Below are 15,100 nucleotides of genomic sequence, written 5' to 3' on the forward strand. Positions count from 1 at the left end.
GGTCAGGCCCGGCCGACGTCGTCGACGGTGACCGTCTCGGTGATCCCGCGTGCGGTGAGATGATCGCGGTCCGACGCCCGCGACGCCAGTACGGCGGTCGGCCGCGCGCCGTCCGCGGCCAGCCGCATGAACGCCTCGAAGAACGCCCCGCCGGGTGCGCATGTCGAACGCTTCGGCGCGTCGTCGGGCAGGTCGAGGACGAGAGCCGTGGAGCGCGGTCGCGGGCGACGCGTGCGCGCACGGGCCTCCGTCACGGCCTCGGCGAGCGCCCTTCCGGCCGGCTTCACCACTCGGTCGGTGGTCAACAGGCCGAGGTTGTACTCCAGTTCGGGGAAGTCGGCGAGCGAGCGGTCGACGTCGTGGGAGCACCACCAGGTGATGCCCCAGAGGCCTTGGCAGTCGAGCGCGGCGTCCACCGTCGTACGGGTGAATGCGCCGGCCCGGTCGGCGGCGATGTGCGGGGCGGGCGCCCCGACCTCCTGCAGCCAGACCGGCCGCCCCGGGTCGTCGGCCCATGCCTTCGACAACTCGACGAGATACGCGGCGTGTTGCCCGGTCGCGACCGAGTCGGCGCCGTAGCGCTGCGCGGTGCCGTTGAAGACCCAGGAGTGCACGGCCGTCACCGCGCCGATCCTGGCCGCGTGGGCGGGCGTGAACGGATGGTCGTCGAGGTACCAGGCGGCGTCGTACTCCGCGTGCAGATGCAGCCGGCCGGGCGCCCCCCGCTCGCACGCCGCCAGCATGTGGCGCAGCCAGTGCTCCGCCTCGCCCGGGGTGATCCGGTCCGGGTCGGGGTGCGGATCGCCCGAGAACTGGTTGATCTCGTTGCCGAGGGTCATGCCCAGGAAGGTGGGCCGGTCGGCCAGGGCGGAAGCGAGAGTGCGCAGATAGGTGGCCTGGCCGTCGAGGACCTCGGGGTCGGTGAACATGTTGCGCCGGTGCCAGGTCAGGGTCCACGAGGGGCGGAAGTCGAAGCTGGACAGATGGCCCTGCAGCCCGTCGACGGCCGCGTCGAGGCCGCGCTCGGCCGCCGCGTCGACGAGCTCCACCAGCTGCTCGACGGCGCGGGGGCGGATCAGTGTGCGGTTCGGCTGGAAGACGGGCCACAGCGGGAAGACCCGGACGTGGTCCAGGCCGAGGGCGGCGATCGAGTCCAGGTCGGTGCGGACGGCGTCGAGGTCGAAGTCGAGCCAGTGGTGGAACCAGCCCCTGCTGGGGGTGTAGTTGACGCCGAAGCGAGGGGCGCGCTCATGCTCGGCAGGGAGGTCCTGGGGAGTGGTCATGCGTGGTGTCGAGTCCTTCCCGAGTCCGGTGCGGAGGTCATCCCTTGATGGCGCCTTCCTCGACGCCCTTGAAGAAGAACCGCTGGAGCGCGGCGAACACGGCCACGATCGGCAGGAAGGCGATCATGGTGCCGGCCGCGATCAGCCGGGGGTTGGCGGTGAACGTTCCGTCGAGGTACTGAAGGCCGACGGTGAGGGTGTAGCGCTCGGGGTCGTTGAGGACGATCAGCGGCCACAGGAAGTCGTCCCAGGCGCCGATGAAGGTGAAGATCACGACGACGCTCAGCATCCCCCGTACGTTGGGCAGGCCCACGTGGATGAGGCGCTGCCACACCGTGGCGCCGTCCACCAGTGCCGCCGCGTCGAGTTCGGGCGGCACGGCCTGGAAGGCGGTGTACATCAGCAGCACGTTCAGTATGGCGATCGCCCCGGGCAGCGCCACCCCGAGCAGGGTGTCCGTCAGCCCCATGCTCCGGACCGTCACGTACTGCGAGACGATCGTGACCTCGCCGGGCAGCACCAGCGTGGCGAGGAACAGGCCGAGCACCAGGCGGGCTCCGCGGAACCGCAGCCGGGACAGCGCGTACCCGGCGAGGGTGGCGCCCACGACATTGCCGGCCACGGCGATCGCCGCCACCGTCAGAGAGTTGACGGCGTAGGTCCACACCGGGATGGTCTCGGCGACCTGGGCGTAGTTGGAGAGCGTCCAATCCCGCGGCAGGAAGTCCGGCGTACGGGAGTAGACGTCCTCGCCGGGCCCCTTGAGCGAGGTGGACAGCTGCCACAGGAACGGGCCGATCGTCAGCAGCAGGACCACGGTCAGGAGCAGATAGCGGGCCGCCTTCGCGGCCGGGGCGGGCGTGCCGAATCCCCGTGCGGTCATGGTCAGGCCGCCTTCCGGTTGAGCCGTGCCAGGAGCAGCATCGGGCCGACGGTGATGACGAAGAGCAGCAGGCTGAGGGCGGAGGCGTAGCCGATGTGCCCGGTGAAGCCGCGGCTGTACATCTGGATGAGCATCACCACCGACATGTCCCGGCCGCCGGGGCCGCCGGTGCCGTTGGACAGGACGTACAGCTCCGAGAAGACCCGCAGGGCGGAGACCGAGATCAGGACGGAGACCAGCATCATCGTGGTCCGCACTCCGGGCAGGGTGACGTGCCAGAACCGGCGTACTGCGGAGGCCCCGTCGACGGCGGCGGCCTCGTGCAGCTCGCGGCCGACGTTCCCGAGCGCCGACAGGTAGATGACCATGTAGTAGCCGAGCCCCTTCCAGACGGTGAGCCCGATGGCGCTGAAGAGCAGGAGCCAGCGGTCGGTGAGGAAGTCGACCGGCCGGTCGGCGAGCGCGAGCTGTCCGAGGAGACCGTTGATCAGGCCGCGGTCGTCCAGGACCCATCCCCAGATCAGCGCGACCACGACGGCGGAGGCGACGACCGGGGTGTAGAAGGCGGTACGGAAGAAGGTGATGCCCGGGAGCTTCTTCTCCACCAGGAGGGCGAGGAGCAGCGGCATCAGGGTGAGCAGCGGCAGACAGATCAGGAGATAGACGATGCTGTTGATCAACGCGTCGATCAACTGCTCGTCACTCAGGGCCCGTTCGTAGTTGGCGAGGCCGGTGAAGCGGCCGCCGCCCAGTGGCTTGGCGTTGGTGAACGAAAGGATCACCGTGTTGAGGGCGGGCCACAGGTTGAAGACGACGAGCCAGACCACGGCCGGCCCGGCGAGCAGCCACGGCGTGAACCAGCGCCGGTGTGTCATGGGGTGCCTTCCGGAGAGGGGGAGCGGCGCCGGGGGAAGGCGGCGCCGCTCGCCGGATCAGTCCTTGAGCAGCTGGTCGGCGCGGGCGACCGCGGTGTCCAGGGCCTCCTTGGAGCCGGCCTGGCCGCTCAGCGCGAGGGCGATCTGCTGGTTGATCACCGTCTTGATCGCGTCGTTCGCCTGGACGGGCTCCAGCATCGTGGCCTGCGCGAGCGAGGTGAAGGCCGTGACCTTGGCATCACCGGCGTTGGTGCCGTCGCTCTTGCTGAAGAAGGGGTCCGAGGCCGAGGCCTTCGTCGAGGGGAAGATGCTCGTGAGCCGGGCGAAGGCGGCCTGGTTCTCGGCGTTGGTCACCCAGCGGGCCAGCGCCAGCGCGGTGGCCCGGTTCTTGGTGCCCTTCGAGACCGAGAGGCCCTGGACGTACAGCGGCGGGGTGCCGATGGCGGGGGAGGAGACCACCTTGGGGGCGAGACTCGGGTTGTCGGTGGCCAGCGAGGTGATGTAGTTGCCGCCGGCGGTGGTCCACGCGGCCGTGCCGGAGCTGAACAGCTTGGTGTTGCCCGCGTACGTCTCGGTCAGCACGTCCTTGGGCAGCAGCCCCTCCTCGAAGGCGGCGCGGTAGGTGTCGAGGACGGCTGCGGCCTCGGGGGTGTTGAAGGTGAAGCGCGTGCCGTCGTCCGACATGAGCTTCACCCCGGCGTTGGCGAAGTCCATGAGACCGGGCTTGCGGCTCATCAGATAGACCGAGCCGTCGGACTTCTGCTTGACGGTCCTGGCCGCCGTGATCAGCTCGTCCAGGGAGGCCGGCGGCTTCTTCGGGTCCAGGCCGTGCTGGGTGAGCAGCGCGGAGTTCCAGTAGTTGACGTCGGTGTTGAGGTACCAGGGGTAGCCGTACGTACCGTCGCGCCCGCCGAAGCGATAGGCGTCGGTGCCGCCCTTGACGTAGTCGGCGTCCAGCTTCGGGTCGGCCTTCGCCACGTCCAGCAGCATGGACTGCTTCACCAGCGGCAGAGCGAAGTCCGGCGGCAGATTGACCACGTCGGGGAGGGTGCCGCCGGCCGCCTGGCTGAGCACCTTCTCGGAATAGCCCTCGCCGGGCTGGTCGAGCCATTCGACCTCCACGCCCGGGTTCTTCTTCTCGAAGGCGTCGATCACGCCCTCCATGTACGCGGTGAACTTCGGCTTCAGGGCCCAGGTCTGGAGCGAGACCTTGCCCTTCACCTCGCCGACGGGCGCCGCGTCCGTGTCGTCGGAACCGTTCGGGTCGCCGAGGCCGCAGCCGGCGAGCGTGGCCGCGGCGACCGCGGCAACGGCCGCCCGCATCCAGTGGCTTGTTCGCATATGAGAGGTCTCCCGGTCTGTTCCGGCGGAGGATGCAGAGTTACTAAACCGGTCTAGCGATGGGGGACTATGCTCCCGCTACACTCCGCTGTCAAGACAGTGCGCGAGGAAGGAAGGGCGCTGCGTGGCCAGACCGACGATCGCCGACATCGCCCGCCGGGCCGGGGTGTCCAAGGGCGCGGTGTCCTTCGCGCTCAATGGCCGGCCGGGAGTGAGCGAGGTGACCCGGGAGCGCATCCTGCGGGTGGCCGAGGAGATGAACTGGCGGCCCCACAGCGCCGCGCGCGCCCTCGGCGGGGCACGGGCGGGCGCCGTCGGCCTCGTTCTCGCCCGCCCGGCGCGCACCATCGGCCTGGAGCCGTTCTTCGGCCATCTCCTGAGCGGACTGCAGGCCGGACTCTCGGCGCGCGGCACGGCGTTGAACCTGCTGGTCGTGGAGGACACGGCGGCCGAGATCGAGGTCTACCGGCGCTGGACCTCCGAGCACCGGGTGGACGGCTTCGTCCTGGTCGACCTCCAGGTCCGCGACCCCCGAATCCCCGTCCTGGAGGAGCTGGGCGTCCCCACCACGGTCATCGGCGGCCCCGGCCGGCACGGCAGCCTGCCCAGCGTCTGGGCGGACGACCGCGAGGCGATGGTGTCGATCGTCGACTACCTCGCGGCCCTCGGCCACCGCCGGATCGCGCACCTGGCCGGCCTGCCGGCCTTCCAGCACACCCAGCGCCGTATCCGTGCCGTACGGGACAGTGCGCGGCGCCTCGGTCTGACCGAGGCGGTGTCGCTGCCCACCGACTTCAGCGACGCGGAGGGCGCCGCCGCCACCCGGGCGCTGCTCGCCCGGCCCCAGCGGCCGACGGCGATCATCTACGACAGCGACGTGATGGCGGTGGCCGGGCTCGGTGTGGCCACCGAGATGGGCGTGGCCGTCCCCGGCGAACTGTCGATCGTCTCCTTCGACGACTCCGCCCTCGCCCGCATCGTCCACCCCGCCCTCACCGCGCTCTCCCGCGACACCTTCGCCCTCGGCGAGCAGGTGGCGCGGGAACTGCTCGCGCTCGTCGACGACCCGGCGGCGGCGCGGGACATCAAGAACCCGACACCGCGCCTGACGGTCCGTGAGAGCACGGCGCCACCGGCTCTTGACCCGGCGAACTAAAGCCGTTTAGCCTCCCGGGGCGAGACGGACCGATGGCGCCACCCGTCGCGATCGCTCCCGCGTGCATCGGTCCGCACGGCCCCGCGCGGCCCCCGGGGTCGCGTCGGTCGGCACAGCACGCGGGGCACAGCACGCACGGCACAGCACGCCTCGCGCCATCCGGCCCGCCCGCCCGAGCCCCACGTGCCACGCACCACCCGTCACGCGTCATCCGCACCACCAGTACCTCCCGTACGCCCAGCACCCCCACCCTTCGCTGGACCGGAGTATCGGATGAGACGACACCTGCCCCTTCTGCCGATCGCGGCGCTGTTCGCCGCCCTGCTCGGCCTCGCACCTCTCACGTCCGCCGCGAGCGCCGCCGGAGCCGAGGCCCCGGCGCGGCCGCAGGCGGCCGGCGAGCAGCCCCATGCCTCGTACTGGCACCCGAACACCCTCCTGGGCTGGGATCCGGCCACCGATCCCGACGCGCGGTTCAACCGTTCCCGCGTCCCCCTGCGACCGCGCGTCTCCGATCCCGCGCTCAAGGCCAACGCCAACGCCCGAGCCGGCGAAGGGAAGATCGCCTCCCTGGTCTCCTTCGGCCCCACCTCGAACAACCCCTCGCAGGGCTCCACCAACCCGCACTACTACGCCTTCGGTCACTGGCAGTACATCGACAAGCTGGTCTTCTGGGGCGGCTCCGCGAGCGAGGGCCTGATCCTCGCGCCCAACGCGACCGTCATCGACGCCGCCCACCGCAACGGCGTGAAGGTCTACGGCACCGTCTTCTTCCCGCCCACGGCCTACGGCGGCCAGATCCAGTGGGTGCGCGACTTCGCGAAGAAGACCGGCTCCACCTACCCCGTCGCGGACAAGCTCGCCCAGGTCGCGCAGTACTACGGCTTCGACGGCTGGTTCATCAACCAGGAGACCGCGGGCGGCGACGCGGCCCTCGCGACCGAGCTGCGCAACGAGATGCGCTATGCCCGCTCCCTCGGCCCGGTCGAGTTCATGTGGTACGACGCGATGACCGAGTCCGGTGCGGTGAGCTGGCAGGACTCCCTCACCTCCGCCAACGACTCCTTCCTGCAGGAGGGTTCGCTGCGGACCTCCGACTCGATGTTCCTCGACTTCGGCTGGAGCGCCTCGGGACTGAGCTCGTCCCGTACGCTCGCACGCTCCCTCGGCCGCAGCGAGTACGAGCTGTACTCCGGCATCGACACCGAGGCGAACGGCTCCAACACCTCCGTCCCCTGGGCCGCGGTCTTCCCCGCCGGGCAGCCGCACGTCACCTCCCTCGGCATCTACCGGCCCGAGTGGACCTTCACTTCGTCGGCGAACCGGGCCGACTCCCATGCCAGGGAGGCGCGTTACTGGGACGGCGCCAACGGTGACCCGTCCGACACGACGACGACCTCGGCCTGGAAGGGGCTCGCGCACTACGTCCCCGAGTCCTCGCCCGTCACCGCCAAGCCCTTCGTCACCTCGTTCGGTGCGGGCCAGGGCGACTTCTTCCACTCCGGCGGCGTACGGGTGGGGTCGACCGGCTGGAACAACCTCTCGCTCCAGGACGTGCCCCCGACGTACCGCTGGCTGGTCGCCTCCACCGGCTCCGAGCTCACCCCCTCGATCGACTTCAATGACGCCTACGAGGGTGGCTCCTCGCTGCGTCTGACGGGCACCCTCGACGCGGTGAACACCGTCCGGCTGTACCAGACGAAGCTGCCGGTCGCCGCCGACACCAAGCTGTCGGTCGTCGTGAAGACCCCGGCCGCGGGACCCACCCGTCTCAAGGCCGCGATCTCCTTCACCGACGCGCCGACCACCTTCACCACCCTCGACCTCGGCTCCACCGGCACCAACGGCTGGGAGCGCAAGACGCTCGACCTGTCCGCCCACGCCGGCCGGACCATCGCCCAGATCGGTCTGCAGGCCGCCGGGTCCGTCGCCTCGTACGACGTGAAGGTCGGGCAGATCGCCGTCTACGACGGGGCCGTCGACGCGGCGGCCGCACCGACCGCCGTCACCGTGCTCGGCACCACCGACGTGAGCCCCACGCGCAAGTCGCTGCGGCTGTCCTGGACGGCCTCGGCCGCAGGCTCCGTGCACCACTACGAGGTGTACCGGCGCAACACCGACGGCACCCGTACCTTCCTCGGTGCCACCCCCAACGACGCCCTCTTCGTCCCGCAGCTCGACCGCGTCGGAACGGAGACCTCGACGACGCTCGACGTCGAGGCCGTCTCCACCGAGTACGGCCGCTCGCCGGCCGCCACCGCCACCGTCGGCTGGTCGGGCACGACCGAGTCCAATCTCGCGCTGAACCGCCCCGCGACCGCCTCCGGCCAGTGCAACGGCACCGAGACACCCGCCAAGGCTGTCAACGGCACCGTCTCCGGCGGAAACGGCGACAAGTGGTGCAGCACCACGACCGCCAAGTGGCTGGAGATCGACCTCGGTTCGGTCCGTACGGTGGACCGCCTCACGGTGAAGCACGCGGCCGCGGGCGGCGAGAGCGCGTCCTGGAACACCCGGGACTTCACCCTGAAGATCCGCGGATCGACCGCCGACCCGTGGACCACCGCGGCGACCGTCACCGGCAACACGGCGGCCACCACCACACATCCCGTGGCCGCCGCGGCACGCTACGTACGACTGGAGATCACCAGGCCCACCCAGACCACCGACCCCGCCGCACGGATCTACGAGTTCGAGGCCTGGGGGTCTTGACGGGGGTGAAATAAGGAGGAAAATCCCTAATACACCAGAAAACCAGAGCGAGCCGCACTCGCCGGCGAAGACGTTCGCCGACCCGCGTGACCCACTCGCTGGCTCTGGCCAGGCCCCCGGCAGATCCTCCCGGATCTCAGGGCAATCAGCGACGGCTGAGAAGCCCGAGTGCGGAGATGGACTACCGGGGACTGCATGTGTGGAGGCTCCTCCCCATGTCACGTATCCGAGCGGCACTGATCGACATCGACGGCGTGCTCACCGTCTCCTGGAAGGCGCTGCCCGGCTCTGTGGCGGCCATGGAGCGGCTGCGCGCCGCCGATGTCCCGCTCGCGCTCGTCACCAACACCACCTCGCGGACCCGCGCCTCCGTCGCCGCCCGGCTGGCGGGCGAGGGCTTCCCCATCGGCGCCGACGACATCCTCACCGCGCCCGCCGCCACCGCGGCCCATCTGCGGAAGCACTGGCCGGGGGCGCGCGTTCTGCTGATCAACACCGGTGACGTCCGCGACGACCTCGGCGGCCTGACGCTGGTCGACGAGGGCGGCCCGGCGCCGGACGTGGTCGTTCTCGGCGGGGCGGGCGACGCGTTCGGCTACGCCTCCCTCAACCGGGTCTTCCGTCATGTGCGCGACGGCGCGCGGCTCGTCGCGATGCACCGTAATCTCTACTGGCGCACCGCCGACGGGCTCGACCTCGACACGGGAGCCTTCCTCATGGGTCTGGAACGGGCGGCCGGCGTCGAGGCCGAGATCACCGGCAAACCCTCGCCCACCTTCTTCGCCACCGCGCTCGCCCGCCTCGGTGTCGCCGCGGGCGAGACGCTGATGGTGGGTGACGACATCGAGTCCGACGTCCTCGCGGCCCAACGCTGCGGCATCACCGGCGTCCTGGTGCGGACCGGCAAGTACCTGCCCGGGGCCGTCGAGGCGGCCGACGGCGCACCGGACCATGTGCTGGACTCCTTCGCCGATCTGCCGGATCTGCCCGAGATCCTCGGCAGGCGCGAAGGATGATCGTCGATCAGCGAGCCGCTCCCGTCTCCAGAATGTCCTTGAGGGTCTGCTCGTTCCTGGGCATCTCCTTGCGTACGTGCGGGCGCACGACGAGGGGGACCAGCGCCTTGCCGATACCGTGACCCTCGAAATCGAGGGCGATCGTCACCCGTGAATGCTCGCCGTCGTCGATCGGCTCGATCCTGCCCTGGACGTCTCCGCGCACCGGGCCGTCGATGCCGTGGATGTGCCAACTCGTCGGCGGATCGAGCTCGATGACCTGCATGATGCTGACCATCGCCCGATGCCCCATCCGCCGCGTCACGGCGACCTTCGAGCCGACGGCGACAGGCCCCTCGCCCAGGAGGCGGACCGAGACGGCGCTCTCCTGCCAGTCGGGCAGGTGGGTCGGGTCGGTCACGTAGGAGAAGACCTCCTCGGGGCTGCGGGAAATGTCGATGGATTCCTTGATGGCAGACATTTCGCCCTCTTGATCGTCTTCGTCGGGGCTGTTGTTACTTCATACAAATGATCCCACGGGTGGCGGAACGTCGCCATCGTGTCGAAGTGAGTAGCGGTACTCATGCCGCCCACCCGTCCGAGCGGGACGATCCCCGGAAGTCGGCGCCGGGGCAGCTCCGGGGACGGCACCACGACGAAACCACCCCACCCCCGGCGGGGTACGCGAGCTGAGCGGCGTAACGGCGGTCGCCGCCGGTTGCGGCCACAGCCTCGCCCTGCTGTCCGACGGCACCGTCCGCGCCTGGGGCGGAAACAGCGCCGGGCCGCGGCCGGCTGTCTCAGGGCTGTCCCGTAAATGATCTTCTACGGGTCTGGGCGTGGGCTCTCTCGAGCCGAACCGACGCAAAGCACCGCTCCTGGGCGGGCGACCTCTGGCCCCGTACTGATCGGCAACTGCTCCGGTGCGGTGACGGGCCCGCGTGTGTTGGGCGTGTCGGTCGGACCAGGAGGCTGTCGCCCCAAGGATGGTGGCGGCCGCAGGACCGGCCTCGAAGACAACTCCGACCGCGATGGCGAAACGGGACGTGGTGTGGCCAGAAGACGAAGGGCGCGACGGGGTCTCGGCGCAGCGGGTGTGTCGGTAGCCCTCATCTGGGGCTGCGCCGCCGCTGGCAACGCCCAGCCGTCCGATGTGACACCGGGTGGCTTCGAGCGGGCGGCCGAGCAGGCAGCAGCAGAGTTCGGTGTGCCGAAGGAAGTGCTTCTCGGCGTCAGCTACGAGTCCACCTGGTGGGAGGGCAACCATGGCCGCCCGAGCACCAAGGGCGGCTACGGCCCGATGCACCTGACAGACACGACGTCCGGGAACACGTACGCCCACCGCCCGGGCGAAGGGCCGGTGGACGCCACGGGCACCGACGACCCTTCCGAGCACACCTTGCAGGCTGCCGCCGCAATGATCGGCGTCGCACCCCGGACGCTCAAGAGTGACGAACTGCAGAACCTCCGAGGGGGCGCTGCTCTCCTCGCCTCGTATCAACGGCAGATCACCCGTGAGTTGTCGCCGGATCCCGGCAGCTGGTACGGGGCTGTGGCACGGTACAGCCAGGCCGCCGACACCGCGACGGCCGGACAGTTCGCCGATGGCGTGTTCACGGTGATCCGCACAGGTCGGCAGCGGGTGCGCGAGGACGGCCGGACGGTGTCGCTGTCGAAGAGGCCGGACGTCCGTCCGTCGAAGGCGCAACTCGCCTCCTTGAGGTTGCGGACGCTGCCCGCAGCGGCGGTGCCGGAGTGCCCCGGCGAGCTGAACTGCCGGTTCGTTCCCGCTGCTGCCTCGAACTACCAGGTGGCTACACGGAACTCCCAGGGCATCGACGTCGACTTCATCGTCATCCATGACATCGAAGGGCCCTACGACGCGGGAATCAGCTGGTTTCAGGACCCGTCCAGCGGGGTTTCCGCGCATTACGTGATGAAGGCCGACGGCAGTGAGGCAACCCAGATGGTTGCCACCAAGGACATTGCTTTCCATGCCGGGAACTACTGGGTCAATCTGCACGGCGTCGGTATCGAACTGGAGGGGTACGCCGCCCAGGGTCCCACCTGGTTCACCCCGACCCAGTACAAGGCGACTGCCGCGCTGGTGGGCTACCTCGCACGGCGCTTCGACGTCCCAATGGACCGCAAGCACATCATCGGACACGACAACGTCCTCCCACCGAGGCCGGCCCGCGCGCCGGACGCACACTGGGACCCCGGCCCCTACTGGGACTGGGAGAAGTTCATGGCTCTCCTCGATGCCGATGCGCCCCAGAAGCTCGGGGCGGAGGGAGGGGCCGGAGGGGAGAACATCGGGATCGGACAGGCGGTCATGATCGCCCCGGAATACGGCAAGAACCCGCAGACAGTCACGGTGTGCGATCCGAAGTGCCATACCCAGACCCAGCCTTCGAACTTCCTCTACGTCCGCGCGGCGCCCGGCGACGATGCCCCGCTCGTGTCCGATCGGGCCCTCCATCCGGACGGAGCGGCGGGAACCAACCGCATCGACGACTGGGGAGCCACCGCGATGTGGGGGCAGGAGTTCGTCGTCGCCGACGTGCGAGGGGACTGGACGGCCATCTGGTTCGGTGGGCAGAAGGGATGGATCCACAACCCTGCGGGCATCCACACCCGCCCCGCCCCGAACGCGCGGATCGTCCGTCCCGCGAGTGGGGCAGAGTCCGTCTCCGTCTACACAACGGCCTACCCTCGCGTCGGCGAGTACCCCCCGGGAGTGGCTGCGTCGGAACAGACGCGGTTCGACATGTACGCGTTCCCCCAAGGGCAGGCGTACGTGGCCGCTCGCACACCGGTGGGCGCCGACGACTTCTTCCCTGCCACACCCACGCGCCCGGAGGTCGTGGTCATTGGTGACCAGAAGTACGACGTGATCCAGTACAACCGCCGCCTTGCCACCGTGAACCATGCGGAAACGCGCCGCTGACACCCGGATCCGCGAAGCAGAGGTGCGTTGGCTGGTGGTGCAGCTCGGGCGGTGGCGGTGACGGGGCTGCCGAAGCCGCGGCTGCGACGGGTGGTCGGCCGAGGGGCGGGTGGTCGGCCGAGAGCTGACCGGGACCGGCCGTGCCCGAAACGGCAGCAGGGCCCGGGCCGCGCGTCGCGGTCCGGGCCCCGCCCCGAGCGATGCCGCCCCGTGGCGGAGGTGCGTCAGCTCTGCGCGGTGTCGTCGCTCGCCTGCGCGGCGGCCTCAGCTGCCCGCGCCTTCTCGCGCATCTTGCGCACCAGCTCCGCCTTCCGGTCGGCTGCACCCTGGCGGTCGAGGTTCCGGTGCGGACCGTTGTTCTGCCGTTCGGCGCGGGACAGCTTCTTGCGCTGGCCGCCGCCCTGGCCCACGGGATTGTTGATGTTCTTGCTGTCGGTCACGGGTTCTCCCGGTAATGATGTGAAGTGATCTACGGATTCATCGGTGGGGGACGGGCGGCGACGTCGAAGGACGTCAGCGGGCCCGTCACGCTCTCACTCGTGAATCGGCGTCTGGAAGAACATGACAAAGACGGTACCCGGTTCCGTCGGCCCCGCGCGCCAACCTTCCGCCGCCCCGGCGTCGGCCGGGCCTTCGGTGAGCGCCCGGGGTCAGCCTCCTTCCGGGCACCCCGGCACCGCCGGCACCCTCCGGTGGGCGCCGCCCGCCCGGGGCGGGCGCGGTGCCGGGGTCGGACTGAAGCGACCGTCCGCAGTCCCGGCGTGCCTCAGCCGCCGGCACCGTGGTCGCCCGGACAAGTCCTACGCGTTGCGTTCCCGGTGGAGGTCCCGTAGGAGTGCGATCTCGGCTCCGTGGTGCAGCAGTTCCTGGTTGACCCACCAGACGACGTCGAGGAAGGCGTCCTCGGGATCGCTGCCGTGCGGGTAGCTGCTGAGGCCCACCGTGTCGAGCGCCGTGTCGTCGGCCGAGAGCAGCGCCTTCCGCCAGGCTTCCGCTCCCGCGTCGAAGGCCTCGATCGCCGAGGAGGCGTCGCCGCTGATCAGGTAGTCGTCACGGGTCAGGCTGTGGCTGCCGTCGGTGTGGTCCGCGCGCAGCGTCATGAGCTCGCTCAGATGACTCAGCCGCCAGGCGATGGTGGTGAACGGCGGGGGAGTGGGGTGCGGAGGCGGGGTGGCGTCCCGCCCCCACTCGCCCACTCCGGTCAGGACGGTCGCCCGAGGGCCCGGGCCGTCGCTGCGGCGGCGCACCGACCAGCAGCCGGGAACCGGCTCCCAGAGGTACTCCTCGTCGGTGAGCGCCTCGACCCCCACGTCGGTGCCGTTGCCGCTGTCCACGAACGGCCCCGCCATGCGTTGCCGGAGCCTGAGCCGCGCGAAGTCGAACTGGTCGAGCAGCGGGATCAGTCGGGACGGCAGGGACATGAATGCTCCATGGCGCGGTGGGGCGGGGCGTCCGTACCCTGCCACACGACCATGCCGCCCGGCGCCCGGATTTCCGCCGGTCCGATGGCCGGAGGCGCGACGGCCGGAGGATCTACGCCAGGTCGTCGAGCCAGGCCAGCGCCGCATCGGCGGTGAACTCCGCCTGCCCGCCACGGAACACCAGATCCGCCGCGCGGAACGCCGGATCGTCCACCGTCGCCGCCACGTACGGCAGCGCCACACACCGCATCCCGGCCGCCCGCGCCGCCTCGGCTCCCGGGGCCGCGTCCTCGAACACCACGCACCGCGCCGGCTCGGCCCCGAGCCGGCGCGCCGCCTCCAGGAAGACATCCGGCTCCGGCTTGCCCCGCTCGACCTCCTCCGCCGAGACCAGGGTGCTCAGCAACGTGTCCAGGCCCGTCCCGCCGAGGACCGCCTCGATGGCCGTGCGCGACGAGCCGGACGCCACCGCCATCGGCACCCCCGCCGCGTACAGCCGCTCCACGAGGGTCCGCATCTGCGGATAGACCGGGGTGGACGCCCGCGCCAGCTCCAGATAGTTCCGGTTGGTGGCGGCGAGCAAGACGTCGACGGGCGCCTCGATCCCGTACCGCTCCCCGAGGATCTCCAGCGTCTCCCGTGTCCCGATGCCGATGAAGCGGGTGTGCCGCTCCCAGTCGAAGTCCGTGTCCCCGGCGAACGCGACGAGGGTCCGCCTGGTGGCCTCGAAGTAGTTCGGTTCGCTGTCCACCAGCGTTCCGTCGAGATCGAAGATGACCGCAGGGCGCGCAGTGCTCATGGGACCCAGCATCTCAACCCGGGATCAAGCACCTCGGCCCGACGCCCGCCCCACCGCCTCCACCAGGGGCAGCAGCCGGTGCGGAACCCGCTCGCGCAGCGCCATCTCCGTACGGGTGCGGACCACGCCCGGCAGCTGGATCAGCTGCTGGATCACATCCTCGAGATGGCCGTTGTCCCGGGCCACCACCCGCGTCAGCAGGTCCCCGCCGCCCGTGATCGAGAACGCCTCGACGATCTCCGGCACGGCGGCCAGAGCGTCCCCGACCTCGTCCAGATGCCCCTGTGTGACCTCGATGTGGACGAAGGCGAGCACAGGATGACCGAGCGCCGCGGGGGAGAGCACGGGACCGGTGGCGGTGATCACCCCGTCCCGCTCCAGCCGGTCGATGCGGGCCTGCACCGTGCCCCGGGCCACCCCCAGAATCCGTGCGTACTCGCGCACGCTGGTACGTGGCTGCTCGATCAGCAACCGCAGGATGCGCGTGTCGAGCTCGTCCACAGCCATGGTCCGTTGGCCTCCTTCTGGCCGAGTTCTACTCGCGAAGACTGTACCAATGGCACACCTTGAGTCGGTTGAGTTGAGCCAGTGGGTGACCAGGTGTTTTCCTCTGAGGAGAGTACGAAGAGATGGCGCCGCGCACGCGCCGGACCGGCGACGAGGCCGGGAACCGGACCCGCGGCGC

Annotated in this window: 14 protein-coding genes; 5 read left to right on the top strand and 9 right to left on the bottom strand. The window is 70.3% G+C overall.

All coding sequences use genetic code 11. From position 1 onward, the window contains the following. Positions 1-2: 2 nt before the first annotated feature. Genes ACZ561_RS01435 through ACZ561_RS01450 form a run of 4 tightly spaced genes read right to left on the bottom strand, consistent with a single transcriptional unit; the run spans position 3 to position 4,382 of the window. On the bottom strand, positions 3-1,283 hold the full coding sequence (locus ACZ561_RS01435) for a glycoside hydrolase 5 family protein (RefSeq protein WP_470988180.1): 1,281 nt from the start codon (positions 1,281-1,283) through the stop codon (positions 3-5). A 37-nt stretch (positions 1,284-1,320) separates the two neighbouring features. Next, entirely contained in the window at positions 1,321-2,166 is an 846-nt protein-coding gene (locus ACZ561_RS01440) for a carbohydrate ABC transporter permease (RefSeq protein ID WP_470988182.1), read from the bottom strand. Positions 2,167-2,168: 2 nt separating this feature from the next. Then, a complete protein-coding gene (locus tag ACZ561_RS01445; protein ID WP_470988185.1) occupies positions 2,169-3,041 on the bottom strand; it encodes a carbohydrate ABC transporter permease in 873 nt (290 codons plus the stop codon). Between the two features lie 57 nt (positions 3,042-3,098). Then, the gene (locus ACZ561_RS01450) at positions 3,099-4,382 is read right to left on the bottom strand and encodes an ABC transporter substrate-binding protein (protein WP_470988188.1); all 1,284 of its coding nucleotides are present in this window, start codon (positions 4,380-4,382) and stop codon (positions 3,099-3,101) included. Positions 4,383-4,506: 124 nt separating this feature from the next. On the opposite strand from ACZ561_RS01450, the gene ACZ561_RS01455 reads away from it, so the two are divergent. From ACZ561_RS01455 to ACZ561_RS01465, 3 genes are all read left to right on the top strand, one after another. Next, a complete protein-coding gene (locus ACZ561_RS01455; protein WP_470988191.1) occupies positions 4,507-5,538 on the top strand; it encodes a LacI family DNA-binding transcriptional regulator in 1,032 nt (343 codons plus the stop codon). A 273-nt stretch (positions 5,539-5,811) separates the two neighbouring features. Further along, positions 5,812-8,250, top strand: a complete 2,439-nt coding sequence (locus ACZ561_RS01460; RefSeq protein ID WP_470988193.1) for an endo-beta-N-acetylglucosaminidase — start codon at positions 5,812-5,814, stop codon at positions 8,248-8,250. A 215-nt stretch (positions 8,251-8,465) separates the two neighbouring features. Next, positions 8,466-9,266 carry a TIGR01458 family HAD-type hydrolase gene (locus ACZ561_RS01465; RefSeq protein ID WP_470988195.1) on the top strand — a complete coding sequence of 267 codons (801 nt, stop codon included), beginning with the start codon at positions 8,466-8,468 and terminating at the stop codon, positions 9,264-9,266. 7 nt (positions 9,267-9,273) lie between these two features. On the opposite strand, the gene ACZ561_RS01470 is transcribed toward ACZ561_RS01465, so the two are convergent. Continuing rightward, positions 9,274-9,726: an SRPBCC family protein gene (locus ACZ561_RS01470; RefSeq protein ID WP_470988197.1), complete on the bottom strand. Its 453-nt coding sequence runs from the start codon at positions 9,724-9,726 to the stop codon at positions 9,274-9,276. A 208-nt stretch (positions 9,727-9,934) separates the two neighbouring features. Here ACZ561_RS01470 and ACZ561_RS01475 point away from each other — a divergent pair, with 208 nt between their 5' ends. Continuing rightward, a complete protein-coding gene (locus ACZ561_RS01475) occupies positions 9,935-10,066 on the top strand; it encodes an RCC1-like domain-containing protein (RefSeq protein ID WP_470990000.1) in 132 nt (43 codons plus the stop codon). Beyond that, the gene (locus ACZ561_RS01480) at positions 10,063-12,195 is read left to right on the top strand and encodes an N-acetylmuramoyl-L-alanine amidase (RefSeq protein WP_470988198.1); all 2,133 of its coding nucleotides are present in this window, start codon (positions 10,063-10,065) and stop codon (positions 12,193-12,195) included. Before ACZ561_RS01475 ends, ACZ561_RS01480 begins: the two co-directional genes overlap by 4 nt. A gap of 224 nt (positions 12,196-12,419) precedes the next feature. On the opposite strand, the gene ACZ561_RS01485 is transcribed toward ACZ561_RS01480, so the two are convergent. From ACZ561_RS01485 to ACZ561_RS01500, 4 genes are all read right to left on the bottom strand, one after another. Further along, positions 12,420-12,635, bottom strand: a complete 216-nt coding sequence (locus tag ACZ561_RS01485) for a DUF6243 family protein (protein ID WP_470988201.1) — start codon at positions 12,633-12,635, stop codon at positions 12,420-12,422. A gap of 360 nt (positions 12,636-12,995) precedes the next feature. Continuing rightward, entirely contained in the window at positions 12,996-13,616 is a 621-nt protein-coding gene (locus ACZ561_RS01490; RefSeq protein ID WP_470988203.1) for a DinB family protein, read from the bottom strand. Positions 13,617-13,728: 112 nt separating this feature from the next. Then, positions 13,729-14,415, bottom strand: coding sequence for an HAD family hydrolase (locus tag ACZ561_RS01495; protein ID WP_470988205.1), 687 nt, complete (start codon positions 14,413-14,415; stop codon positions 13,729-13,731). Positions 14,416-14,439: 24 nt separating this feature from the next. Continuing rightward, on the bottom strand, positions 14,440-14,922 hold the full coding sequence (locus tag ACZ561_RS01500) for an Lrp/AsnC family transcriptional regulator (RefSeq protein ID WP_362356832.1): 483 nt from the start codon (positions 14,920-14,922) through the stop codon (positions 14,440-14,442). Positions 14,923-15,100: the final 178 nt, after the last annotated feature.

It is taken from the genome of Streptomyces sp. NPDC039609 (assembly GCF_055596705.1).